A 23,416-nucleotide genomic window follows, 5' to 3' on the forward strand; every position below is an offset into this window, starting at 1 on the left:
AACGTACCAAGGAGCAACGATGAGTCGCAGAGTACTGGTGGCAGGCGTCGGCATGATCCCGTTCAGCAAGCCGGGCCGCAGCGAGGACTATTTCGAGATGGGGGCGAAGGCCGTTCGGGCCGCGCTCGACGATGCCGGCCTGGGTTACGACACGGTCCAGCAGGCGTACGCGGGCTACGTCTACGGTGATTCCACCAGCGGTCAGCGGGCCCTCTACTCGGTCGGCATGACCCGCATCCCGATCGTCAACGTCAACAACAACTGTGCGACCGGATCGTCCGCGCTGTGGCTGGCCCGCCAGGCCGTCGAGTCCGGCGCCGTCGAGTGCGCGCTGGCCGTGGGATTCGAGCAGATGCGCCCGGGCGCCCTGGTCAACCAGTGGGGCGATCGGCCCGCGCCGATGGGCCGTCACGCCGAGGTGCTCGACCGCACCTTCGGCGTGGACCGGGACAACCCGTCGATGGCCATGCAGTACTTCGGGGCCGCCGGGCGCGAGTACATCGAGCGGTACGGCATGGCACCGGAGACCCTGGCCAAGATCTCGGTCAAGTCCCGCCGGCACGCGGCGAACAACCCGTTCGCGGTGTTCCGGGACCCGGTCACCGAGGAGGAGGTGCTGGGTTCGCCCGCGCTGTACGGCCCGCTGACCCGCCTCCAGGCGTGCCCGCCCACCTGCGGGGCGGGTGCCGCGATCGTGTGCAGCGAGGACTTCGCCCGCGCGCACGGTCTCGCCCCGGGCGTGGCGATCGCCGCCCAGTCGCTGGTCACCGACTCGCCCGACGTATTCACCGAGGACGACATGCTCAAGGTCGTCGGTGCCGACATCACCCGCACCGCCGCCGCCGAGGTCTACGAGACGTCCGGGGTCGACCCCGCCGACATCCGGGTCGTCGAGCTGCACGACTGCTTCACCGTCAACGAGGTGCTCTGTTACGAGGCGCTCGGCCTGGTCGGGGAGGGCGGCGCCGAGAAGTTCATCCTCGACGGGGACAACACCTATGGCGGCCGGGTCGTGGTCAACCCCAGTGGCGGATTGCTGTCCAAGGGGCATCCACTCGGTGCCACCGGGCTGGCGCAGTGCGCCGAACTGGTGTGGCAGCTCCGCGGCGAGGCCGGGGCCCGGCAGGTGGACGGGGCGACCGTCGCCCTCCAGCACAACCTGGGTCTCGGCGGCGCCGGGGTCGTCACGCTGTATCAGAAGGTCTCGTAAAACTCACTGCACCAAAGCATTTCAGGCGCCGATTCGCGGCGTGACAGAAGAAAGGACACATCATGGGTCAATTGGACGGACGCGTCGCCATCGTCACCGGTGCGGGCGGCGGACTGGGACGCGAACACGCACTGCTGATGGCCGCCGAGGGTGCCGCCGTCGTCGTCAACGACCTGCGCGGTGCGCAGGCGGTGGCCGACGAGATCGTCGCCGCGGGTGGTTCGGCGGTCGCGGTGGAGGGCTCCGTGGCGGACATGGCCGTCGGCGAGCAGCTGACCGAGGCGGCGGTATCGACGTTCGGCACGCTGAACGCCGTGGTCAACAACGCGGGCGTGATCCGCGACGCAATGCTCTGGAACATGACCGAGGAGGAGTTCGACTCGGTGGTCGCGGTACACCTCAAGGGCGCCTTCTCGACCACCCGGGCCGCCGCCAGGTACTGGCGGGACCAGGCCAAGGCCGGTGTGCAGGACGTGCGGACCATCGTCAACACCAGCTCCGGCTCGGGCCTGCACGGCAACTACGGGCAGTGGAACTACTCCGCCGCGAAGGCGGGACTGGCAATCCAGGTGGTCAACGCGTCCCGGGAGCTGGAGCGTTTCGGGGTGCGGGCCAACGCCATCGCACCGGTCGCCCGGACGGAGCCGGTCAAGGCGACCCCCGGCCTGCAGGACATCGTCGGCGAGCCGGTCGACGCGGACGTGTTCGACCGCTACAACCCGGCCAACTGCGCGCCCCTGGTGGCATACCTGTCGAGCGCGGAGTGCGCGTTCACCGGCCAGGTGTTCGGGGTCTACGGCGGTTACGTCGGCCTGTACGGCGGCTACTCGATTTCTCACGAGGTCCGCGAGAACCGGCAGTGGGACGTCGCCGAACTGTCCAAGGTTCTCGGCGACGACTCGTTCCCCAAGTCGGTCGACACCCGGCGCGCGGGCATCCCGCCGGTCGAGGGAGCGACCAAGTGAGCTACCAGTTCCCGCTCGACTACAGCAAGATCCGCGAGTTCGCGCGCGCGGTGAAGGCGGAGAGCCCGGTCCATGACGGCGCGGACGCCGTCATCCCGCCGACGATGCTCACCAGCGCCCGGATGATCTGGGAGCCGGCCGATCAGTCAGGCTTCGCGAAACTGGGATTCGACCGTCGTCGCATCCTGCACGGCGAGGAGGAGTACGTCTTCCACGGTCCGCTTCCCCGCGCCGGTCGGACGCTCACCGCCGAGACCCGGATCGGCGAGACGTTCACCAAGCCCGGCAAGCGCGGCGGTGTGATGACCTTCGCGAAGATGATCACCGAATTCCGTGACGAGAGCGGAAATCTGGTCGCGGAACAGAACAGCACCATCATCGAGACCGGCAAGCCGGACGGATCCGAGGAGGGCAAATGACCACGACCACCAGCACGACGACAGTCGCGGTCGGCGACCAGGCGCCGCCCCGGACCTACCCGCCGCTGACGCGCACGGACTTCGTCAAGTACCAGGGTGCCTCGGGTGATTTCCATCCACTGCACCACGACGAGACCTTCGCGCGGGAGACCGGATTCCCCAGTGTGTTCTCCGTCGGCATGCTCCAGGCCGGCATGCTGGCCAGCTACGCCACCGAGTGGCTCGGCGTCGAGAACCTTCGTCGGTTCAAGATCCGCTTCGCTGAAAAGGTTTGGCCCGGTGACGAACTCACCTGCAGCGCGACCGTGGTCGAGGTATGGCAGGCCGCGGATGGACGTCGCGCCAGGGTCGAGGTGACGTGTGCGCGGCAGACCGGCGTCGCCGCGCTCGTCGGCGACGCGGAGTTCCTGCTGGACTGATGGCGAGGGTGCGATGCGGCCGACCGATCGATAGCGACTTTCGATCGGTCGGTTCGGCAATTGCTATTGGACTTCGTTCACGGAACACGGTTCCGTGGAATCGGAAACCTCCGACGTGGAGTGAGAGGAACTGTATGCACGAGTTGTTCCACGTGGACATGGTCGGCCCGGACGAGTTTCGCGGCATGTCCCGCGAGGGCTCGCCCGGCCGGGCATTCGGCGGCCAGGTCGCCGCGCAGGCGCTGGCCGCGGTGCAACGCACCATCCGGGACGGCCGGTCGGTGCACTCACTGCACGCCTACTTCCCGAGCCGGGGTCGCCCGGACCGCGAGGTCAGGTACGCGGTGCAGCGGATCAAGGACGGAAACTCCTACGATCTCCGCGCGGTCACCGCCTGGCAGGGGTCGGACGCCATCCTCACGATGACCGCATCGTTCAAGGTGCCGGAGAGCGATTCGCGCCGGCACACGGCGATGCCGAAGGTGCCCGAGCCGGAGCTCCTCGCCGATATCAGGGCCGTGTCGGATCGGACCTGGACGAACCTGAATGAATCCTCACCCGTCGGGCGGGCCGCCGAGATCCGGCCCGTTCCCGCGGAATCCCTGGCGGACGAACCCGGTGAGTCCCGACGTGCACTGTGGATCCGCTTCGCGGGGGATCCGTCGCCCGCGGGGCACGACTGCGCGCTCACCTTCCTGTCGGATCTGGCAATGGCCCGAACGGCGGTGGTCGGTCATTCGCCTTCGGCGGCGCAGGACCCCTCGACCGTGTTCTCGACCTCGCTCGATCACGCGATGTGGTTCCACCAACAGTGCCGTGCCGACCAGTGGATGCTCTACACCCAGCGCAGCCGGGTGTCCGGGGACGGGCGCGGACACACTTTCGGTGAAATCTGGAGCCGGCAGGGCGAATTGATCGCCACGACAACGCAGGAGATAGTCCTGCGTTCGCTCCGCGGATCGACACCGATCCCTGCCGGCGCGGGCTGAGCGGTTCAGATCCGGCCGCCGTGCGGCCGTCAGTGCGGCGCCACGCTCGGTTCGGCGGCGCCGACGGTACGCGCACGGTCCGAGACCGTCAGCAGAGCGGTACCGATCTCGGCCAGACGATCGGACAGATCTGCCCGGCGGCGGAGGCGCCCGGTGCGCGCGGCGTTCGCGATGACGTTGAGGGCGGCGCTGACGGCGATCTTCGCCTCGGCACCGTCGATGTCGGGCCGCAGGCCGGCGAGCACGCCGACCCACAGGTCCAGGTAGTCGCGATCCCGCTGCGCGCACGTTCTCCGAACGCCCTCCGGCAACTGGTCGAGCTCACTCGTCATCAGGCCGATGCGGTGGCCGTCCTCGAGGGCGAAGGTGATCTGGGATTCGAGCAGCAGGTCGAGTGCCTCGCGGTGGCCCGCGGCCCGGTCGAGCGCGGCCCTCGCGTCGGTGTCGCGTCGATCGAGACCGCGCGTGACCGCGGTGACGAGCAGGTCGTTCTTGGCCTCGAAATGGTTGTAGACGTTCGGTCCGGTGGTGCCGGCGGCCTCGCCGATGTCCTCGATGTTGACGGACTGGAATCCACGTTCGTCGAACAATCGGGTCGCCTCGCGCAACAACTGCTCGCGACGAGAAGCGTGGACAGTGACGCCCGCGTTCGCGACGGACCGTGACGGCTGGGTGACGCCGAGCGGGCACCGGGCGACATGTTCGGCCAGTCGCGCCAGCGTCGCCTCCAAGCGACGACGGGGGAGGGCGATCTTGTGTCCCGCCACGCTGCCGAACACGGCGAGAACCGAGAAGGCGAGAAGTTCGCCGTCCGGCTCGGTCAATTCCGGGCGGTTCGTCCGGATCAGATCGGCGACCTGCGCGGTGATCGTATTGAGTTGATGTCGAAACTCCTGACGCTGCACGGCGTTCAGATGCCGCGCCTCTCGCTGCCAGAGGGTCGCCAGCCCCCGGCGGGCCGAGACGGACTCGGACATCTCCGAGATCAGGGCATCGATGTCGCCTGCCGAGGCCACCGTCTGCTCGAGGGAGTCCAGGCCCATCCGCACCGTGCTCTCGAGCAGGTCGTTCTTGCTCCGAAAGTGCCGGTACAGGGCGGACGCGGTGATGCCCACCTCGGACGCCACGTCGGCGACGGACACGTTGTGGTAGCCCCGGTCACGGAAGAGTTCGCTGGCGGCGGTGACTATCTGTTGCCTGCGGTCCCGGGGCCTGCGCGCCACGGTCGTCTCCTTCGGTTGCGCGAGCGTGCGCACGTGGTCCCTGTGTGATCGAACCGCTCAATGCTAGTGGACATCGCCCGCGCGATGAGGAAGCCGCATGGGCCCTCGTAGGTGATCGATGGGCGTTGCCTATGGAGCGTGGCGCCATTCGCTCTTGGACAGTCGGGCCCGAACGCGGTTGCGTCGACCTCGGCGCAGGTACCCCGCGCCGAAATCGAGGAGGGATGCATGACGATGACACCGTCGTTGGAGGGACTCACCTGTCTGGTGACCGGTGGGGGCCGCGGAATCGGGCGTTCCGCGGCGCTCGCGCTCGCACGTGCCGGTGCCGCGGTCGCGGTGGCCGCCCGCACAGCCGACCAGGTCGAATCCGTCGTCCAGGAGATCCTGGACGAGGGGGGTCGGGCGATCGCGATATCGGCGGACGTCACCGACGCGGACCAGGTGGCAGCGATGGTCGCGCGCACCGTCGACGAGCTCGGCGGCCTGCACGTGCTGCTGTGCAACGCAGGCGGTGGCCTGACCTCGGGGCGTCTGGTGGACAGCCCACGGGACGAATGGGAGCGGACCATCGCCCTGAATCTGACCAGCGTCTTCCATTGTGCTCAGGCGGCGATACCGCCGATGTCCGCACAGGGAATGGGCAAGATCATCGTCGTCGGCTCGGGTACCGGCCACGCCCCCGGCCCCGGCGGGTCGGCGTACGCCGCAGCGAAAGCCGGTGTCGCACACCTGGTGCGGGTCCTCGCGCAGGAGGTGTGGCGGCACGGCATCGATGTCAACGAGATCGTGCCGGGTCCGGTCGCGACCGACCTGACCCGGGACGACTTTCGCCTCGGTGAGGTCCCTGCGCTGTCGAAGGCCGAGCGGGTGAAGCATCCGGACGAGGTTGCCGAGTTGATCGTCTGGCTGGCCGGCAGGCCCGTACAGGGGCCGACGGGGCAGACCTTCAGCCTTGCGCGCAGGCCGTTGTGAAAGTCGTTTCCCCGGAAGCGATGTGGATCACACCGATCGGTCCAGCCTATCCACAACATCACTGAGACGTTCTTGTTCGCCCCGACCGTCCGCGGTGTGATCACAGGGAGGCAAATTCTCTGCACTCGCGTGCATCTGCGGCGAGCGCTCGCAGCCGGACCGGTCGGATCGCCGCGTCGCCGCATTCACACAGAGCACCACCGGATCGTTGGGAGAACGAAGCATGGACTTCTCGTTGACTGTCGAAGAGCGCGACATCCAGATGTGGGTGCGCACCTTCGTCGACCGTGAGCTCAGGCCGCTGGAGGAGGAGACGCTGCGCAACGAACGCGCGGGCCGCGTCGGTGTCGAGCCCGAGACCATCCGGGCCTTGCAACTCAAGGCCAGGGAGGCCGGGTTCTGGGGCGTGCAGACGCCGGAGGAGCTCGGCGGAATGGGCCTGAGCGCGTTGATGGCAGCGCTGATCGAGATGGAACTCGGGCGCACCTTCATCCGATTCAGGTTCGGCGGCAGTGCCGACAACATCCTGTACGGATGCAACGACGATCAGCGCGCGCAGTACCTGCTACCCACAATCGAAGGCGATCGGATCTCGTGCTTCGCGCTAACCGAGCCGGGAGCGGGGTCGGACGCGACTGCGATCCGCACGTCGGCGCGGCGGGACGGCGACGACTGGGTGATCAACGGCGAGAAGGTGTTCATCACGCAGGGCAACGAGGCCGACTTTGCGATGGTCTTCGCGGTGACGGACCGGGATCGGGGTGCCAACGGTGGCATCACCTGCTTCCTGGTCGACCGGGACATGGGGTGGAAGTCCGAGCCGATCCACACCATGGGCGAGTGGGGACCGGCCTCGCTGGTGTTCGAGAACGTCCGGGTGCCGGCCGAAAATGTGCTCGGTGAAACGGGATTCGGCTTCGGCCTGGCGATGGAATGGATCGGAAAGGCCCGGTGGGGTGTGCCGGCGCGGGCGATCGGCGCCTGCGATCGGTTGATCCAGATGGGCGTGGACTACGCCAACACGCGGCAGACCTTCGGAAAGCCGATCGGGGACCGGCAGGCGATCCAGTGGATGCTTGCCGACTCCGCGGTGGAGGTCGATGCGGCCCGCCTGCTGACGCTCCGTGCGGCATGGGTCGGCGATCAGGGCAGGGATGCGCGGCACGAGAATTCGCAGGCCAAGCTCTACGGCGCCACCGTCGCGAACGAGGTCGTCGACCGCGTCCTGCAGATTCACGGCGGCATGGGCTACACCCGCGAGTTGCCGATCGAACGGTGGTACCGGGAGCTGCGTCTGGCCAGGATCTACGACGGGACGGACGAGATCCAGCGGAAGACCATCGCACGGAACCTCCTTCGCGGGCACGTCGTGATGGGCGAGCTGGCATGATCACGGCACCCGTCTACGAGCTGGCCTTCGACGAATACCTCGACCGGATCCGCCGGTTCACCGACGAGGAACTGATCGCCCGCGAGCCGGAGATGGTGTCCAAGGGCGAGGTGCCGCCGGACCTCGTCGAGAAGATGGCGTCGCTCGGGCTGTTCGGGATCACCTTGCCCAGACGCTGGGCGGGCCTGGAATGGTCGGTCGAGCAGCAGGTGCTGCTCACGTTCGAGTTCACCCGGGCGTCCTGCGTGTACCGCTCGCGGTTCTCGACCACCATCGGGCTGTCGTCGCAGATCCTGCTCGACCACGGCAGCGATGCCCAGCGTGAACGCCATCTGGCGCCGATGGCGCGAGGGGAGTGCGTCACCGCGTTCGCGCTCACCGAGCAGGACGCGGGCTCGGACGCAGGCGCGGTGCGAACGACCGCCGTGCGCGACGGCGACAACTATGTCATCACCGGCGCCAAGCGGTACATCACCAACGGCGCGTGGGCGGACCTACTCGTGGTCTTCGCCCGCACCGGAGGTGCAGGCGCTTCGGGCGTGTCCGCCTTCCTGGTACCGACCGACACGCCCGGAGTCAGCGCGAGCCTGCCCGAGCGGATGAACGGGCACGCCGAGGCGCCGGTCGCCGAGCTACGGTTCGACCAGGTCGTCGTGCCGGCGACCGCGTTGGTCGGCGGGCTCGAGGGGACGGGCCTTCGGTTGGCGATGCGCGGAATCAACCATGCGCGGATCCACGTCGCCGCGACGGCGGTCGGGCAGGCGACCCGGATCCTGGACGAGGCTGCACGCCATGCCGCCACCCGAACCCAGTTCGGCCGCCCCATCGGCGAATTCGGCAGCATCGAGGCGATGCTCGGATCGAGCTACGCAGAGCTGGAGGCCGGCCGAGCGCTCGTACTCGACTGTGCCCGTGCATTTCACGGGCAGTCGATTCCCCGGCATCGCATCGCGGCCGCCAAGTACTACTGCACGGAGATGGCGAGCCGGGTGGCCGACCGGGCGGTGCAGATCCTCGGCGGCGAGGGGATCGTCGGAGACAGCCCGGTTCCGCGGATGTGGCGCGACGTCCGGGCCCTCCGGATCTACGAGGGGGCATCGCAAATTCACGAGCGCAACCTGGGGCGACACGTCCGCGATACGGCAACGAGGGCCGACGGCTGCGGCCCTGCTGCGGCCACCGAGACAGAACGGAAACTCTGATGGACTTCGACACGATTCACCTCGAGATCGCGGACGGCATCGCCGTGATCACCCTGCACCGACCCGACAAGCTCAACGCCTTCACCCGGCAGATGAGCGCCGAGATCATCGCGGCGTTCGACGCGACGGACGCCGACGACGACGTCAAGGCCGTCATCGTCACCGGCTCGGGCCGCGCGTTCTGCGCCGGCGCCGATCTGTCCGGCGGAGGTGCGCGATTCGACTACGGCGATTACGGGGACGAGGTCCCGCGCGACGGCGGCGGCATGGCGACCCTGCGGATCTTTGACTCCACGAAGCCCGTGATCGCCGCGATCAACGGCCCCGCGGTGGGCGTCGGCACCACGCTGACGCTGCCGATGGACATTCGACTGGCGTCCGAGGACGCGCGCTTCGCGATGCCGTTCACCCGCCGTGGTGTGGTCCCGGAGAGCTGTTCGAGTTGGTTCCTGCCGCGGATGGTCGGGGTGCAGCGTTCGCTCGAGTGGTTGTACACCGGGCGGATGTTCTCGGCGGCGGAGGCGCTGGAGGCCGGCCTGGTCTCGGCGGTCCACCCGAAGGATCGACTCCTCGACGAGGCGCGCGCGATCGCTGCCGAGATCATCGACAACACAGCCCCGGTGTCGGTCGCGCTGACGCGACAGCTGATCTGGCGGATGCTCGGGGCCGCGCATCCGATGGAGGCACACATCGCCGAATCGCGTGGCATGGCGGTGCAGGGCGGAAGTAGCGACGCGCACGAGGGCATCACGTCCTTCATGGACAAGCGGCCGGCGAAGTTCGTGCGGACCGTGGGATCCGACCTGCCCGCCATCTTCCCGGGCTGGCACCAGCCGGAGTTCTGGTGAGTCGGGTCGCCGACAACGCCGACCGGAACCGTCGCACCAGCGGTACCCGGACCATCACAGAGAGCGGGAATAGTCATGCTGCGCACTAGATTCACCGAACTCTTCGGAATCGAACACCCGATCGTGCAGGGCGGGATGCAGTGGGTGGGGCGAGCCGAGCTCGTGGCCGCCACCGCGAACGCCGGTGCGCTGGGGTTCCTCACGGCCTTGACCCAGCCGACCCCCGAGGCGCTCGCCGCGGAAATCGCGCGTTGCCGCGAGATGACGGATCGCCCCTTCGGCGTCAATCTCACGATCCTGCCGGCGATCACCCCACCTCCGTATGCGGAGTACCGCGACGCGATCATCGAATCCGGAGTGCGCATCGTGGAGACGGCGGGCAACAACCCCGTCGAGCACATGCCGGCGTTCAAGGCGGCCGGGGTGAAGGTGCTGCACAAGTGCACGAGTGTGCGACACGCTCTCAAGGCGGAGGCATTGGGTGTCGACGCCCTGAGTATCGACGGATTCGAGTGCGCGGGCCATCCCGGCGAGGACGACGTTCCGGGCCTGATCCTGATTCCGGCCGCCGCACGAGCGCTGCGGATCCCCTTCATTGCGTCGGGCGGGTTCGCGGACGGCCGTGGGCTCGTTGCCGCGCTCGCCCTGGGCGCGGACGGCATCAACATGGGTACCCGTTTCATGTGCACAGTCGAGTCGCCGGTGCACGATCGGGTCAAGCAACGGGTGGTCGACGCCACGGAGCTCGACACCGAGCTGATCTTCCGGCCGCTGCGCAACACCTCCCGGGTGGCAAGCAATGCGGTCAGCCGTGAGGTGGTGCAGATCCTCTCTGCGGGAGGGGAGTTCGCCGACGTACGGGACCTCGTTGCGGGGGCTCGGGGAAGGCGGGTACACGAGGAGGGCGACCTCGACCTCGGTATCTGGGCGAGCGGCCTGTCTCAGGGGCTGATCCACGACATTCCCACGGTTGCGGAGATGGTCGCCCGGATCGTTCGCGACGCGGAGGACCTCGTCCGGGATCGACTGACTCGACTGTGCGCCGACCCGGTCGGTGCACACGCCGACTCATGATCGGCGTCAGCCTGTCTCGTTCGATCCAAGGCAAGTTGCTATTTACTTAATGGTGTATCATTGCAGCGTGAGTCCATCATTGGAATCGATCTGCATGCCGATACTCGTTCGGGTTGCCGGTTTCGGTCGCAGCCCGTCGGCAGGTGGACTCGGACACGGTCTCGCCGACCGTGCGCTGGGCGAGTCGGGTTGAGTCGCGGCCGTCCCGAAAAGTGTCCGCACTCGATCCGTATCACCTCTCTCGGAGGCTCCATGTCGCTCGATCAATCATCCGAGACGGCGCCACCGGCGACGTCCGACCTCGTAAAGGTTGGACGTCGCGCCTGGCTGGTAGTCGCGCTGATCTTCCTGTTCCTGTTCTTCAACTTCGCCGACAAGGCCGTCGTGGGCCTGGCAGGCATCGAAATGATCAAAGATCTCGGGATCACGAAGCAACAGTTCGGGCTCGTGCAGAGCAGCTTCTTCTGGCTGTTCGCCGTCGGCTCGATCCTGGGAGGACTGCTCATCGGCAGGATCCCGGCGCGCTGGCTGTTGGCGGCCACCGCCACGATCTGGGTGCTCGCCATCGTCCCCATGATCTGGAGCACGAGCTTCACGGTCCTCGTCGTGACCCGGATCGTCCTCGGCTTCGCCGAGGGGCCGTCGGCCGCCATGGCGATGTCGGTGACGCACAGTTGGTTCCCGGAGAACAAGCGCGCGCTGCCCAGCTCCATCATCGTGGCGGGCACCAGTGTCGGCCCACTCGTCGCGGCACCGGTGATCACCGCCCTCATCGTCAATCACTCGTGGCACATGGCGTTCGCCGTCACCGCGATCGCGGGCGCGGTGTGGGTGGTGCTCTGGCTGATCTTCGGCCGTGAGGGCTCGGAGGGGGACGCGCACTCCGATCGCCGTTCGGCGGGTGCCGACGAGGCCGGAGCGGTCCGGCTGCCGTACCGCCGGCTGTTGACCACGGGCACGGTGCTCGGTACGTGTGTGCTGTTCTTCGCCACCTACACCAACGCGGCCGTGAAGGTCAGCTGGCTGCCCCTGTACCTGCGAGAAGGTCTGGGGTACAGCGCCACGACCGCGGGCAACCTCATCACCCTGCCCTACCTGGCCGCGGCGGTGATGATGGTGGTGGCGGGCACGGCATCGCGCATGATGACCCGCCGTGGGGTGAGCAACCGTATCGCCCGGGGCGGATTCGCCGCCGCGCTCGTCGCTGTCGGGGGGCTGAGCACGATCTGGTTCTCGACGCTCGACCGCGGCGTACTCCAGATCGTGCTGGTCTCGGTCGGGGCGTCCTTCGTCGCGGCCGCCAACGGCGTCGCCTGGACCGCGGTGTCCGACCTGGTGCCCCACTCGCAGCGCGGACCGGTTTTCGGGTACATCGTCGCGGTCTACAGCGTGGGCGGCATCATCGGACCGCTCGTGCTGGGCAAGCTCGTCGGCAACGCCGCCGCCGCACCGCTCGAGGGCTACTCGCGTGGATTCCTCTGGCTCGGTTCGTTGCTCATCGTGTGCGCGGTGATCGCGTTCGTGACGATCCGTCCCGAACGTGACCTCGCGTCGATCGTGGCGCGCACCGCGGACACCGACTCGGACGCCGCCCGGAGCGCCTCCTGAGCATGCCCCGACGTCAGTCGCTGCTGCGGTCGCGGAGGTGCTCGACCGCCATGTCGAGAAACGCGGCGGCCGACGGCGACAGGTGACCGGACCGGCGCACCAGGCCGTAGGGCAGCAGGATGGGTGGGTCGAGATCCCGTACGACCGCACCGGTGCGGACCGCGTGGTCCACCTGCCCCTCCGGGCTGAACGCCATGCCTATGCCCCGCAGGACGAGTGAGCAGTGCGTCGATCTGTGCGCCGTGACTACGCCCAGGCGGGTATGCATTCCGGCGCGGCGAAGGGCCTTCTCGACCGCATCCCTGCCGTGCGCGCCGAGGGGAGCCGCCGTGATCGGAAGGTCGGGTAGCTGCGCGATCGGGAGTGGGTCGGACAGGGTGGTGCCGATTCCGGGGGGCATGACCAGCTTCATCCGCTCGACGCCGAGACGGACGAGCTCGAGCCGTCCTCGAACCGCCTCCCTGCGGATGTCCTCCTCGTCTTGGAACGGGAGAAATCCCAACTCGCTCCGGCCTTCTCGTACCTGGCGCAGGATGTCGGATTCCATCGCCGGTGTCTCGATGCCGATGAAGACATCGGGGTAGCGACGGCGGAACTCGCCCACCGCGGGAACGATGAAGTCGAGCGGGCTGCCCATCGCGGCGATGTCCAGGCGTCCGGTGCGGATGCCCGCGACCTCCGCGACCGATGCGCGCGCCGTCGCCACGTCCCGGATCAACTGGCGCGCGGGGCCGACGAGTGCCTCGCCGGCCGCAGTCAGGACCACCCCGTGACCCACCCGGTGGAACAACGGGGTCTTGAGCTCGCGCTCGAGGCCGCGGATGGTTTGCGACAGCGACGGCTGCGAAATGTGGAGTGCGGCAGCGGCGCGCACGAGTCCGCCGTGCTCGACGACCGAGAGGAACTGGGCCAGCTGTCTGAACTCCATCGCGCCTCCCGAGCACCCGGCGACTTCGGACCTGGATCCACTGTAATTCTGCCTGCTCCGATGATCATCGGGAGCGGGGCTCGTCGGATGAGTCAGGGGCGGGCTTCTTCGGTGCGCCTGCTATATCGTCGGGGTATGGATGCCCGACAGCTGCGCTATTTCCTCAGCGTAGTGGATCACGGTGGCATGACCCGAGCAGGGGAGGCGCTCTACGTCGCCCAGCCGTCGTTGTCGCAGGCGATACGGGCACTCGAGCGCGAACTGGACGTCGAACTCTTCCATCGACTTGGCCGCGGGCTCGAATTGTCCCCCGCCGGTAGGGCTCTGGTCGGTCCCGCCCGGCAGGTTCTCAGCGGAGTTCTGGAGACCTCGGATGCGGTACGGCGCGTCCAGCAGTTGGAGGAAGGGCGGCTCGACATCGCTGTGACCAGCGACCTCGCCGTCGAACCGCTGGCCGACTTCATCCGCGTCTTCCGCGACCTGCACCCTGGGGTGTGGATCAATGTGCTGCGAGCGTCGGACTCCGACGAGGCCACCGAACTGGTCAAACGTGCGACGTGCGAGATCGCATTGTGTTCCTTGCCCGTTCGGGTCGCCAGCGGGACGCAGGCCCTCCCGTTGGGACAGCACATGTTGGCACTTGCGGTGCCACCCGGGAGCCCGCTGTACGGCCGCGACTGTGTCCCGTTGGCGGGACTCGAGGAGATCGACCTGGTGGCGGGACCGCTCGGGGACGTTGTTCGGGACCTGCTCGAGGACGCCTGCCGGGCCGCGGGTGTGGACGTGCGGGTAGCCGTCGAAATCGGGATGTTGCCCGTCCATCCGCGCCTGGTGGCCAACGGTGCAGGCGCCGCGATTCTGCCGCCCGCGCAGGCCCGGGAGGCGGTCGAGCTCGGAGCGCACCTGTGCCGGATCGATCCTCCGATGGTCCAGGAGTTCGGCTTCGTGCACAGGAAGGACAGCCTCGACGCGGCGTCGCAGGCCTTCATGATGATCGCGCGTCGGTGCGCTGCGCAGCCGTAGTCGTTGTGCGCCCGCGGTCAGGCCGGCATCGAGCCGGTCTGACCGCGGGCGTGGATCTGTGTTGGCCGAGGTCCGCCGGGATCAGGCGGTGACGTCGGCGTTGTCCCGAGAGGCCTTGGCGGCCAGGCGCTTGACCTCCTTGTCGGGGTTGATGAGGAGGAACGCGATGATCGCCCCGACGATCAGCATGATGCCCAGGCCGAGGAAGCCGCGCGAGTAGCCCTCCAGCGGCGATTCACCGGCGTTGTCGACCAGCTTGCCCAGGATGAGCGGTGCGACGATCCCGCCCAGGCTGTACGCCGCAATGATGCACGCGAACACCGTTCCGCGCTGCTTGGCGGGTACCACGTCCGACACCGCCGCCCACGCGACCCCGTTCGAGGCGGCGACCAGCGACGCGCCCACCGAGATCAGCACGATCTGCAACGGTCCGCGGTCGATCATCGAGAATGCGATCGTGCTCAGGCCGCCGACGACGATGAGCCCGGAGGCGAAGCCGCCGCGGGCGACGCGGTTGCTCAGACCCCGCTTGGTCATCATGCGCGAGGCCAGTCCGGCGAGGACCATCATGATCCCGGTCGTCAGGTACGGCAGCGTGATCAGCTTTGCCGCGGTGGTCGCGTCGTAGCCGAGGCCCTCGCGCAGGTACAGCGGCAGCCAACTGATCTTCACCGCGGAGTTGCTGTAGGTGACGAAGAACAGCACACAGGTGCCGACAACGGTGCCCGACAGCAGCAGCCGCCGGTAGGGGACGTGTTCGGGGAGAACGGAATCGGTCATCGACGCCTGACCGGCGTGGGGATCGCCCGCTTCCTCCTTGCCCTCCTTGCCCAGCATCAGCCACAGGACCACCCAGCAAACTCCGGCCGCGGCGGTGACCGCGAAGGCCGCGTGCCATGAGTGATGGAGCACCAGGGCGGTGATCACCGGTGCCGCGACGAGCGGTCCCGCGGAGGTGCCCGCGGTGATGATCGAACTCGGCAGTGCCCGCTTGTCGGCGGTGAACCAGCTGTGCGCGACCGCGAGAGCCATTGCCGCGGTGGGTCCCTCGGCGAATCCGAGCAGCACTCGGGTGGCGACGAGAACGGTGAAACTGCTGCTCCAGATCATCGGGATCAGCGCGATCACCCACAGCGACGCGGTGCCGGCCAGCAGCCAGCGCGCCGGGATCCGGCCGACGAGTAGGCCACCCACGATGGCGCCGACCGCGTACATCCAGAAGAAGCTGCTCTGGACGATGCCGAACTGTTCCTTCGTGAGCCCGAGATCCTTGATCATCTCGACCCCGGCCAGCCCCACCACCGCCTTGTCGGCGAAGTTCATGAATGTGAAGAGGAAGAGCAGCCCCACGATCATCCACGCTGTGCGGGACTTCGGGACCGACCGCCGGGTGCCCGTGGGCGCCTCTGGTGGAGTGGTTGCGACGGACATCGGGTGCCTTTCTGACGGGGTAAGGATGTGTGTGGACACGATCAGGAACTGCTGCCGGTGAGCGAGTCCCGGAGCGCGGACTTGAGGACCTTGCCGGTCGGCGACAGCGGCAGGTCGTCGACGAAATGGACCTCGCGGATGCGTTGATAGGGCGCGACACGGTCACCGACGTGATGCAGGAGTTCCGTCGCGAGCTCGGTGCCGGACCGCGACTTCGGGTGCACCACGACGAAGGCGACCGGGATCTCGTCCAGGCCGGCACGCGGCACGCCGACCACGGCGGAGCGTGCGACCGCCGGGTGCCCGCCCAGAACCTGCTCCAGATGAGCCGGATAGACGTTGTAGCCCTTGTAGATGATCATGTCCTTGGCACGGCCGACGATGAAGAGATTGCCCTGCTCGTCGAACCGACCCAGGTCGCCGGTTCGCAGCCAGCCGTCGGCGAACTGTTCGCCGGTCTTCTCCGCATCGCGGTGGTAGCCGTCGGTGACCTGTGGGCCGCGGACACAGATTTCGCCGACATCTCCGGTGCGGGACAACGGGATTCCGCTCTCGTCGCGCAGCTCGATCTCGGTGTCGGACACCGGGACGCCCGCGCTGTCCGCGGGTGACGCCGACAGGGCAGCCGGAGGTTGCATGGTGACGGTGCAGGTGGCCTCGCTCAATCCGTACACCTGGATCACCTCGGCGGACGGGAACGCCGTGCGGAGTCGGTCCATCGTGCCGGTGTCGATCGGCGCGCCGCCGCAGGCGATCGAGATGACGGAGGACAGGTCCCGTTCGGTGACCGTCGGGCATTCGAGGAGCGCGTGGTAAAACGCGGCGGAGCCGCCGAGTCGTGTCACCCCGTAGCGTTCGATGTCCGCGAGGTAGCGCTCCGGGGAGAACCGGCCCTCGACGACGGTCGTGATGCCGAGCAGGGTGTTGCTGCACTGCCCGACCAGGCCCAGGCCGTGGAAGTAGGGCGCCACCTGGGCGGACGCGCCGTGGCCGAGCAGTTCGGTGCGCTCGTGCCGGACATCGGGTACCTGTTCGAGTGTGAATTCCCCACTGGCGTCGCGGGCGGGGATCACGCTGGCGCGCCGCAGCGCGCTCTGCAGGACATTGCTCACCAGATTGCGGTGCAGCACCCGAACGCCCTTGGACTGGCCCGTCGTGCCGCCGGTCAACTGCAGGTGCGCGACCGACCCGGGGTCGACAGGGGCGCCGTGCAGCGGATCCGCCGACAGCAGCTCGGACCAGGAGACCGTCTCCGCCGTACCCCGACCCGATTCGGGATCGGGTGCGGCGGCCGTGGGAGGGATGGTGGTGACCATCCGCAGGCTCGGCGGGCGGTGGGCCGCCACGACACCGACACAACTCGGATGGGTGATCACTGCGGTGGCGCCGAAATGCTCGAGCTGGCGGCGCAGCGCGTCTCCGGGCTGCGCCGGATTGACCGGGCACGCCGTCGCGCCGGCACACAGCACGCCGAAGTAGGCGACCGGGAACCACAGTGAGTTCGGCATGTGCAGGGCGACGAGATCGCCCGGGCGCACCCCCTGCTCGCGCAGCCCGCCGGCGAGTCGCCGGGCGTGGTCGTGCAGGTCGGCGAAGGAGAGCGTGAGGTCGCCGTCACGCAGCGCGGTGCGATCGGCGTAGGCGCGCGCGGCGAACTCGAGGATCGAGTCGAAGCCGATCCGGGGGTAGTCCAGATGCTGTGGCAGGTACTGGGAAGAGTCCATTTCCGAACGGTCCGGAACTGGCATCGGTCCTCCTCGTTCAACCGGGCGCCCGGGGCTCCCGGCATGGTTGGGGGATGTGGGTGGCGCCTCGAGGCGCCCGCGGTTCGATGTGATCGGGGTAACACCGCTGTGCGGTAGGCCAAAGATACGGCCACTCGCGCGAAAACTGAAGACCCATTCACGTACTTTCTTGAGATTTCGAGAATCGGCTGCCGCGGCAGGGGTCGAGGTTTCGGGGTCCGCATGACCGGTTGTCGAGGAAAGTGCAGGTTGGGCGCTACATCGGCGGCGGATCTTGGCCTGCTTCGGGTGCGGTCGGGAGGTTGGGGCGGGGCGGTGGAGGGGTGCGCGACCGACGTGTGCGGCACTTGCCCAACCCGTAAGTAAATTTCGCCAAGCTCATATTTGGGTTCGATGTGGGGCTGCGCCACGAGGTGCGGGGCTGATGTGCGTTCGAAGGCCGGCGCGGAGGGCGGAAGCGCCGCCGGGCTCGGGTCGAGTCTCTTGGAGATGAACGAGAGACCACTTCTGTGTTCGCTCAGAACCTTGACATGATCTGCGAATATCGCGTAGTAAATAAATCGCGACTTGCCATACGTGACGTTCTCTTGCGGCGGTGTCGCCCGGGTGGCGGCACGGCATGCGTGGGTTGCGGCTGCGTGTGTGGGTGGGTATCGGGTCTGCCCGTGCCCGTCGCCTGTGAACTCGATGATCAGTTGGGAGAATGATGAGCCTGTCCGAGGTCTACAAGAATTACGAGCACCTGGCGTTCGAGCGCACCGATGGGGTGCTCACGGTGCGGTTGAACCGGCCGGAGGTGTACAACGCGGTCAATCGGCAGTTGCACTCGGAGTTGTCGCGGGTGTTCGCCGATATCCGTGCGGATCGGGAGACCCGGGCGGTGGTCGTCACGGGTGCGGGCAAGGCGTTCTCGGGTGGTGGTGACCTGTCGAACATTGCGACGGGTTCGGGCGAGAGGCTGGACAACACGTTTGTCGAGGCCCGCAAGATCGTGATGGATCTGCTGGAGTTGCCGCAGCCGATCGTCTCGGCGGTCAACGGTCCGGCGATGGGTCTGGGTGCGACGTTGGCGTTGCTGTGCGATGTCGTGTTCGCCGGTGAGAGTGCGAAGTTCGCGGATCCGCATGTGCGGGTGGGTGTGGGTGCGGGTGACGGTGGCATCGTGATCTGGCCGTGGTTGGTCGGGATCAACCGGGCGAAGCAGTATCTGATGACGGGTGATGCGATGTCGGCGGTGAAGGCGGAGCGGCTCGGGTTGGTGAACGAGGTCGTGGCGGATGGCGAGTTGCTTGCTGCTGCACAGGAGTTCGCGGCTCGGTTGGCCGGTGGCTCGCAGCGGGCGATCCGGGGTACGAAGGCGGTGCTGAACAGCATCCTGCGGGACAACGCGAACCTGGTTCTGGATCCGAGTCTGATGATGGAGAAGGAGTGCTTCGCGTCGAACGACCACGTCGCGCCGATCGCCGCGTTCCTCGAGCGCAAGACCGCGAAGGCGAGCTAGCGGCGTGGGCAGGCTCACGGGTCGCGTCGGCCTGGTGACCGGCGCCGCCGGCGGACTCGGCAGTGCCATGGCGAAGCGTCTCGCCCGCGAGGGTGCGCACGTGGTCGTCACCGACGTGCGAGAACCGGAGGCGCGCAAGGTCGCCGACGAGATCACCGCCACCGGCGGACGGGCCGTCGCTCTCGCTCACGATGTCACCGATCCGGATGCCTGGCAGCACGTGATCGGCACGGCGGAAACGGAATTCGGCGGTCTCGGAATCCTGGTCAACAATGCCGGCATCGGCAACTTCGCCGGCATCGAGGAGATCACGATCAAGGAGTACGAGAAGGTCATCGCCGTCTCCCAGACCAGTGTCTTCCTCGGACTGAAGTCCGCCGCCGCCGCGCTGAAGGCGTCGGGTCACGGATCGGTGATCAACATCAGCTCGATCTGCGGCGTCACCGGAACCACCGGCCGCTCGATCAGTTATCACGCGGCCAAGGGTGCCGTCGGTCAGATGACGAAGAACACCGCAATCCGCTGGGCGACACAGGGTGTGCGCGTCAACTCGGTCCACCCGGGATATATCGGCACCGAGCCGGTGCTGGCCAAGAGCGAGGAGGTGCTCTCGGCGCTCGTTGCGAGCACCCCGATGGGTCGCCTCGGTGAACCGGACGAGATCGCCTCGGTGGTCGCGTTCCTCGCGAGCGACGACTCCTCGTTCGTGACCGGGACCGAGATCCACGTCGACGGCGGGTTCCTGGCCCGCTGACCAGCGGACCACCGAATCCCGTTGCCATTTCACCGAGAAGGAGTACCCCCCATGGGCAAACTGGACAACCGGACCGCGATCGTCTCCGGTTCGGGGCGCGGGATCGGGCGTGAGATCGCGCTGAAGCTGGCCGCCGACGGCGCCCGGGTCGTGGTGAACGATCTCGATGCCGGCCCGGCCGAGGACACCGTGGCAGCGATCCGGGCGATCGGCGGCGAGGCGGTGGCCTGCATCGGCAGCGTCACCGAGAACGATTTCGCCCAGCGCTTCGTCGACACCGCGCTCGAGGCGTACCGCGGGCTGGACATCGTCGTCAACAACGCCGGCTACTACTGGAACGACCCCATCGAGGACATGGGCGACGAGCAATGGGACGCCATCCTCGATGTGAACCTCCGGGCGCCGTTCCGGATCTTGCGCGCGGCGCAGCCCGTCTTCCGGAACAACGCGGTCGAGTACCACCGCAAGGTGGTCAACATCTCGTCGAACGCGGGCCTGGTCGGCATCGAAGGCCAGGCCAATTACAGCTCGGCGAAGGCGGGCGTCATCGGATTGACGCGGGCCCTCGCGAGGGAGTGGGGTCGCTACCGCGTCAACGTGAATGCGGTTGCCTTCGGATGGATCTCGACCCGACTGACCGAGCCCGAGGCGGTGGGCGAGTCGCCGCTCATCGATATCGGCGGGCGCCGGGTATCGGTCGGGTTGCGCGAGGGCAGAGCGGAAGCACTCGTGAAGACCATTCCACTGGGGCGGGCGGGCACCGCAAGGGAAGCCGCCGGCGCGGTGTACCTGCTGTGCACCCCGGAATCCGACTACATCAGCGGTCAGTGCCTGGCGTGCGACGCCGGCCGCAACTGATCCGCGACATCAACCACGAGGAGCCATCATGAAGCGCACGATCTACAACGAGGACCACGAGGCCTTCCGGAAGACCATCCGGGAGTTCATCGCCCGAGAGGTCAGCCCGGTCTTCGCCGACTGGGAGAAGCAGGGCTGCGTGCCGCGCGAGTTCCACCACAAGTGGGGTGAACTCGGGATCGCCGGATTCGACATCCCGGAGGAGTACGGCGGCGCCGGCGACGTCAGCTACCGGTACAACGCGATCATCACCGAGGAGGTGTTCGCGGCCGGGGTGAACTTCGGCAACTGGAACATGTCCAGCGGCATCATCCTGCCGTACATCCTCGACCTGGCGACCGAGGAGCAGAAGCAGCGCTGGTTGCCCAGCATCGCCGCCGGCGAGCAGCTCGCCATCGCGATGACCGAGCCCGGGGCGGGATCGGACCTCGCGGGCATCAAGACCTCGGCGCGGCGCGAGGGTGACCACTTCGTGCTCAACGGCGCCAAGACGTTCATCTCCAACGCGTCGGTCGCCACCCGCATGATCGTGGTGTGCCGCACCGCCCCGCCGAGCGCCGAGAACCGCCGCACGGGCCTGACCCTGCTGGTGATGGACACCGACACCCCGGGCTTCCAGGTGCACCGGCGCCTGGAGAAGATCGGGCTCAAGACCAGCGACACCTGCGAGATCTCGTTCGTCGACGTGAAGATCCCGGCCGAGAACCTGCTCGGCGAAGAGGGCCAGGCGTTCTCGTACCTCGGCCGAAACCTCCCGCGCGAGCGTCTCGGGCTCGCCGTGCAGACCTGTGCCCAGGCGGCCGCCGCGATCAACTTCGCCAAGGAGTACGTGCGGGACCGGGAGATCTTCGGCAAAACGGTCGCCAGCTTCCAGAACACCAAGTTCGTGCTCGCGGAGTGCGCGACCGAACAGGCCGCGGCCCAGGCGCTCGTCGACCACGCGATCGAGCTCGAGGACGCCGGAGAGCTGACGCCCGCGGATGCCGCGATGGCCAAGGTGTTCTGCACCGAGATGGCGGGCCGGGTGATCGACAAGTGCCTGCAGCTGCACGGCGGTTACGGTTACGTCCTCGAGTACCCGATCGCCAGGCTCTACGCGGACACCCGGATCTCCCGGATCGTCGGCGGCACGACCGAGGTCATGAAGACCATCATCGCCAAGTCGATGGGCCTGTAGGTGAGAAGTCGGCGGACCCGGGTGTTGCGATGAGCGAGGTGATGGATCGCGCCGCGATCTATGTCGACGGTGCCTGGGTCGACTCCACCGGCACCGGCCGGATCGAGGTCGTCGACCCGGCCACCGAGGAGGCCATCGCGGTGGTCGCCGCGGGTACCGCCGACGACGTCGATCGGGCCGCGGCCGCGGCCCGATCGGCGTTCCCGTACTGGTCGGCGCGTAGCGGCGCCGAGCGGGGTCGGTACCTGTGGGCGGCGCACGACGTGCTGCTGTCCCGTCGCCGCGAGTTCGCGGAACTGGTGTCCCGTGAGATGGGCATGCCGGTCGATGCGGCCGACGAGATCCAGATCGGCATGCCGCTCGCGCACCTGGCGGCATTCGCCGAGTTGGCGCAGACCTACCCCTTCGACGAGGGCACGGTCGACGCCATGTCGATCGTGAAGGAACCGATCGGGGTGGTCGGTGCGATCACCCCGTGGAACTATCCGCTGCACCAGGTCGTACTCAAGATCGGTGCCGCGCTCGCGGCCGGCTGCACGGTCGTGATCAAGCCGTCCGAGGTTGCGCCGCTGGCGGTGTGCGCCTTCGTCGAGATCCTGCACGAGGTCGGTGTGCCGCCAGGCGTCGTCAACCTCGTCAGCGGACTCGGTCCGGTTGTCGGAGAGGCGATCTCGGGCCACCCCGAGATCGATATGATCTCCTTCACAGGCTCGACGACGGCGGGCAAGCGGGTTGCGGTGACGGCGGCGGGCACGGTCAAGAAGGTGGCGCTCGAGCTCGGCGGCAAGTCGGCCTTCGTGATCCTCGACGACGCCGACCTGGAGCGTGCGGTGCCGTTCGGGGTGGCCAGGTGCCTGCGCAACTCGGGCCAGACCTGCTCGGCGCTGACCCGAATGCTGGTGCCGGAGGCGATGATCGAGGCTGCCGCCCGCATCGCGGTCGCGCAGGCTCGCAGCCATCCGACGGGTGACCCCGCCGACCCGGACACGGTGTTGGGACCGCTGGTCAGTGCTGCCCAACGGGATTCGGTACTGCGCCACATCGACGCCGGTCTCGAGGATGGCGCCACACTCGCCCTCGACGGGCGAGGTGTCGTGCACGGCACCGGGTACTTCGTCGGGGCGACGGTCTTCTCCGATGTCACCGCCGACATGACGATCGCCCGCGAGGAGATCTTCGGACCCGTGCTCGTGATCATGGGATATCGGGACGAGGAGGAGGCGGTGCGACTGGCCAACGACACCGACTACGGGCTCGCCGCCGCGGTGTGGTCGGGTGATCCACTGCGTGCCGAGGCGGTCGCGCGCCGGCTCCGAGCCGGTCAGGTCTTCGTCAACGGCGCTGTCCCCAGCGCCCGTGCGCCGTTCGGCGGCTACAAGCAGTCCGGGATCGGCCGTGAGGGCGGCGTGTACGGCCTGGAGGAGTTCCTCGAGATCAAGGCGATCCTGCGGTGATGACGCGTGACGAACGGGAGTTGCTGCGACTGGCCCTGATCTGGCAGCCCTACGGTGGTCCGCCGGAGGAGACGGTCTTCGAGCGGTTCGGGGTCGGCCGCTCGACCTTCGACAAACGGGTGAGGGCGGTCGCTCGCCGACTGGCCGTCCGGTGACGCCCGATCTCTCCGATATATTCCGACCACGGGTTTCTGCGGCGCGCAGATAGACTCGCCGGTATCGA

Annotated in this window: 22 protein-coding genes; 18 read left to right on the top strand and 4 right to left on the bottom strand. The window is 67.8% G+C overall.

The features are described 5' to 3' along the window. Positions 1-19 precede the first annotated feature (19 nt). From ACFVH2_RS22900 to ACFVH2_RS22920, 5 genes are all read left to right on the top strand, one after another. Positions 20-1,210 carry a lipid-transfer protein gene (locus ACFVH2_RS22900; protein WP_378426396.1) on the top strand — a complete coding sequence of 397 codons (1,191 nt, stop codon included), beginning with the start codon at positions 20-22 and terminating at the stop codon, positions 1,208-1,210. A 62-nt stretch (positions 1,211-1,272) separates the two neighbouring features. Beyond that, positions 1,273-2,175 carry an SDR family NAD(P)-dependent oxidoreductase gene (locus tag ACFVH2_RS22905; RefSeq protein ID WP_378426394.1) on the top strand — a complete coding sequence of 301 codons (903 nt, stop codon included), beginning with the start codon at positions 1,273-1,275 and terminating at the stop codon, positions 2,173-2,175. After that, entirely contained in the window at positions 2,172-2,594 is a 423-nt protein-coding gene (locus tag ACFVH2_RS22910) for a MaoC family dehydratase N-terminal domain-containing protein (protein ID WP_378426392.1), read from the top strand. Before ACFVH2_RS22905 ends, ACFVH2_RS22910 begins: the two co-directional genes overlap by 4 nt. Further along, positions 2,591-3,013, top strand: a complete 423-nt coding sequence (locus tag ACFVH2_RS22915; protein ID WP_378426391.1) for a MaoC/PaaZ C-terminal domain-containing protein — start codon at positions 2,591-2,593, stop codon at positions 3,011-3,013. The genes ACFVH2_RS22910 and ACFVH2_RS22915 overlap by 4 nt, the downstream gene beginning before the upstream one ends. A gap of 134 nt (positions 3,014-3,147) precedes the next feature. Continuing rightward, positions 3,148-4,002 (top strand): acyl-CoA thioesterase, encoded by an 855-nt coding sequence (locus ACFVH2_RS22920; RefSeq protein ID WP_378426389.1) that lies wholly within the window; start codon positions 3,148-3,150, stop codon positions 4,000-4,002. 29 nt (positions 4,003-4,031) lie between these two features. Here the strand turns inward: ACFVH2_RS22920 and ACFVH2_RS22925 are convergent, their stop codons facing one another. Then, positions 4,032-5,225 (bottom strand): TetR/AcrR family transcriptional regulator, encoded by a 1,194-nt coding sequence (locus tag ACFVH2_RS22925; RefSeq protein WP_378426387.1) that lies wholly within the window; start codon positions 5,223-5,225, stop codon positions 4,032-4,034. Between the two features lie 228 nt (positions 5,226-5,453). On the opposite strand from ACFVH2_RS22925, the gene ACFVH2_RS22930 reads away from it, so the two are divergent. From ACFVH2_RS22930 to ACFVH2_RS22955, 6 genes are all read left to right on the top strand, one after another. Further along, complete coding sequence (locus ACFVH2_RS22930; protein ID WP_378426386.1) at positions 5,454-6,200, top strand: SDR family NAD(P)-dependent oxidoreductase; 747 nt, start codon at positions 5,454-5,456, stop codon at positions 6,198-6,200. A gap of 223 nt (positions 6,201-6,423) precedes the next feature. Next, complete coding sequence (locus ACFVH2_RS22935) at positions 6,424-7,590, top strand: acyl-CoA dehydrogenase family protein (RefSeq protein WP_378426384.1); 1,167 nt, start codon at positions 6,424-6,426, stop codon at positions 7,588-7,590. After that, positions 7,587-8,792: an acyl-CoA dehydrogenase family protein gene (locus tag ACFVH2_RS22940; protein ID WP_378426383.1), complete on the top strand. Its 1,206-nt coding sequence runs from the start codon at positions 7,587-7,589 to the stop codon at positions 8,790-8,792. The genes ACFVH2_RS22935 and ACFVH2_RS22940 overlap by 4 nt, the downstream gene beginning before the upstream one ends. After that, on the top strand, positions 8,792-9,640 hold the full coding sequence (locus ACFVH2_RS22945; protein WP_378426381.1) for a crotonase/enoyl-CoA hydratase family protein: 849 nt from the start codon (positions 8,792-8,794) through the stop codon (positions 9,638-9,640). Before ACFVH2_RS22940 ends, ACFVH2_RS22945 begins: the two co-directional genes overlap by 1 nt. Positions 9,641-9,715: 75 nt before the next feature. Then, positions 9,716-10,714 (top strand): NAD(P)H-dependent flavin oxidoreductase, encoded by a 999-nt coding sequence (locus tag ACFVH2_RS22950; RefSeq protein ID WP_378426379.1) that lies wholly within the window; start codon positions 9,716-9,718, stop codon positions 10,712-10,714. Positions 10,715-10,966: 252 nt separating this feature from the next. Continuing rightward, positions 10,967-12,322, top strand: a complete 1,356-nt coding sequence (locus ACFVH2_RS22955; protein WP_378426378.1) for an MFS transporter — start codon at positions 10,967-10,969, stop codon at positions 12,320-12,322. Between the two features lie 13 nt (positions 12,323-12,335). On the opposite strand, the gene ACFVH2_RS22960 is transcribed toward ACFVH2_RS22955, so the two are convergent. After that, positions 12,336-13,250 (bottom strand): LysR family transcriptional regulator, encoded by a 915-nt coding sequence (locus ACFVH2_RS22960; RefSeq protein ID WP_378426376.1) that lies wholly within the window; start codon positions 13,248-13,250, stop codon positions 12,336-12,338. A gap of 135 nt (positions 13,251-13,385) precedes the next feature. Between ACFVH2_RS22960 and ACFVH2_RS22965 the strand changes: the two genes are divergently transcribed. Continuing rightward, positions 13,386-14,273, top strand: a complete 888-nt coding sequence (locus ACFVH2_RS22965; RefSeq protein WP_378475729.1) for a LysR family transcriptional regulator — start codon at positions 13,386-13,388, stop codon at positions 14,271-14,273. A gap of 81 nt (positions 14,274-14,354) precedes the next feature. Here ACFVH2_RS22965 and ACFVH2_RS22970 read toward each other — a convergent pair whose 3' ends face one another. Together ACFVH2_RS22970 and ACFVH2_RS22975 are read right to left on the bottom strand one after the other, a co-directional pair. Then, positions 14,355-15,704, bottom strand: a complete 1,350-nt coding sequence (locus ACFVH2_RS22970; protein WP_378426372.1) for an MFS transporter — start codon at positions 15,702-15,704, stop codon at positions 14,355-14,357. Between the two features lie 41 nt (positions 15,705-15,745). After that, positions 15,746-17,428: a class I adenylate-forming enzyme family protein gene (locus ACFVH2_RS22975; protein WP_378426370.1), complete on the bottom strand. Its 1,683-nt coding sequence runs from the start codon at positions 17,426-17,428 to the stop codon at positions 15,746-15,748. 727 nt (positions 17,429-18,155) lie between these two features. Here ACFVH2_RS22975 and ACFVH2_RS22980 point away from each other — a divergent pair. The 6 genes from ACFVH2_RS22980 to ACFVH2_RS23005 are packed head-to-tail and all read left to right on the top strand — an operon-like array spanning position 18,156 to position 23,348. Next, positions 18,156-18,950 (top strand): enoyl-CoA hydratase/isomerase family protein, encoded by a 795-nt coding sequence (locus ACFVH2_RS22980; RefSeq protein ID WP_378426356.1) that lies wholly within the window; start codon positions 18,156-18,158, stop codon positions 18,948-18,950. Positions 18,951-18,954: 4 nt separating this feature from the next. Further along, entirely contained in the window at positions 18,955-19,704 is a 750-nt protein-coding gene (locus ACFVH2_RS22985) for an SDR family NAD(P)-dependent oxidoreductase (RefSeq protein WP_378426368.1), read from the top strand. Positions 19,705-19,755: 51 nt separating this feature from the next. Then, positions 19,756-20,562, top strand: a complete 807-nt coding sequence (locus tag ACFVH2_RS22990) for an SDR family NAD(P)-dependent oxidoreductase (protein WP_378426366.1) — start codon at positions 19,756-19,758, stop codon at positions 20,560-20,562. A 28-nt stretch (positions 20,563-20,590) separates the two neighbouring features. Then, positions 20,591-21,739, top strand: coding sequence for an acyl-CoA dehydrogenase family protein (locus tag ACFVH2_RS22995; protein WP_378426364.1), 1,149 nt, complete (start codon positions 20,591-20,593; stop codon positions 21,737-21,739). Between the two features lie 29 nt (positions 21,740-21,768). After that, positions 21,769-23,193 carry an aldehyde dehydrogenase family protein gene (locus ACFVH2_RS23000; protein ID WP_378426363.1) on the top strand — a complete coding sequence of 475 codons (1,425 nt, stop codon included), beginning with the start codon at positions 21,769-21,771 and terminating at the stop codon, positions 23,191-23,193. Next, entirely contained in the window at positions 23,193-23,348 is a 156-nt protein-coding gene (locus ACFVH2_RS23005; RefSeq protein ID WP_378426362.1) for a hypothetical protein, read from the top strand. Before ACFVH2_RS23000 ends, ACFVH2_RS23005 begins: the two co-directional genes overlap by 1 nt. Positions 23,349-23,416 lie beyond the last annotated feature (68 nt).

The organism is Rhodococcus sp. NPDC127527 (assembly GCF_042672245.1).
Lineage (GTDB): Bacteria > Actinomycetota > Actinomycetes > Mycobacteriales > Mycobacteriaceae > Rhodococcus_G.

Excerpts from the sequence above, each read along its gene's own strand:
- ACFVH2_RS22940 (WP_378426383.1), top strand. The coding sequence starts at position 7,587 with ATGATCACGGCACCCGTCTACGAGCTGGCCTTCGACGAATACCTCGAC.
- ACFVH2_RS22960 (WP_378426376.1), bottom strand. The coding sequence starts at position 13,250 with ATGGAGTTCAGACAGCTGGCCCAGTTCCTCTCGGTCGTCGAGCACGGC.
- ACFVH2_RS22945 (WP_378426381.1), top strand. The coding sequence starts at position 8,792 with ATGGACTTCGACACGATTCACCTCGAGATCGCGGACGGCATCGCCGTG.
- ACFVH2_RS22900 (WP_378426396.1), top strand. The coding sequence starts at position 20 with ATGAGTCGCAGAGTACTGGTGGCAGGCGTCGGCATGATCCCGTTCAGC.
- ACFVH2_RS22915 (WP_378426391.1), top strand. The coding sequence starts at position 2,591 with ATGACCACGACCACCAGCACGACGACAGTCGCGGTCGGCGACCAGGCG.
- ACFVH2_RS22965 (WP_378475729.1), top strand. The coding sequence starts at position 13,386 with ATGGATGCCCGACAGCTGCGCTATTTCCTCAGCGTAGTGGATCACGGT.
- ACFVH2_RS22970 (WP_378426372.1), bottom strand. The coding sequence starts at position 15,704 with ATGTCCGTCGCAACCACTCCACCAGAGGCGCCCACGGGCACCCGGCGG.
- ACFVH2_RS22950 (WP_378426379.1), top strand. The coding sequence starts at position 9,716 with ATGCTGCGCACTAGATTCACCGAACTCTTCGGAATCGAACACCCGATC.
- ACFVH2_RS22920 (WP_378426389.1), top strand. The coding sequence starts at position 3,148 with ATGCACGAGTTGTTCCACGTGGACATGGTCGGCCCGGACGAGTTTCGC.
- ACFVH2_RS22995 (WP_378426364.1), top strand. The coding sequence starts at position 20,591 with ATGAAGCGCACGATCTACAACGAGGACCACGAGGCCTTCCGGAAGACC.
- ACFVH2_RS23000 (WP_378426363.1), top strand. The coding sequence starts at position 21,769 with ATGAGCGAGGTGATGGATCGCGCCGCGATCTATGTCGACGGTGCCTGG.
- ACFVH2_RS22980 (WP_378426356.1), top strand. The coding sequence starts at position 18,156 with ATGAGCCTGTCCGAGGTCTACAAGAATTACGAGCACCTGGCGTTCGAG.
- ACFVH2_RS23005 (WP_378426362.1), top strand. The coding sequence starts at position 23,193 with ATGACGCGTGACGAACGGGAGTTGCTGCGACTGGCCCTGATCTGGCAG.
- ACFVH2_RS22955 (WP_378426378.1), top strand. The coding sequence starts at position 10,967 with ATGTCGCTCGATCAATCATCCGAGACGGCGCCACCGGCGACGTCCGAC.
- ACFVH2_RS22990 (WP_378426366.1), top strand. The coding sequence starts at position 19,756 with ATGGGCAAACTGGACAACCGGACCGCGATCGTCTCCGGTTCGGGGCGC.
- ACFVH2_RS22905 (WP_378426394.1), top strand. The coding sequence starts at position 1,273 with ATGGGTCAATTGGACGGACGCGTCGCCATCGTCACCGGTGCGGGCGGC.
- ACFVH2_RS22930 (WP_378426386.1), top strand. The coding sequence starts at position 5,454 with ATGACGATGACACCGTCGTTGGAGGGACTCACCTGTCTGGTGACCGGT.
- ACFVH2_RS22975 (WP_378426370.1), bottom strand. The coding sequence starts at position 17,428 with ATGGACTCTTCCCAGTACCTGCCACAGCATCTGGACTACCCCCGGATC.
- ACFVH2_RS22935 (WP_378426384.1), top strand. The coding sequence starts at position 6,424 with ATGGACTTCTCGTTGACTGTCGAAGAGCGCGACATCCAGATGTGGGTG.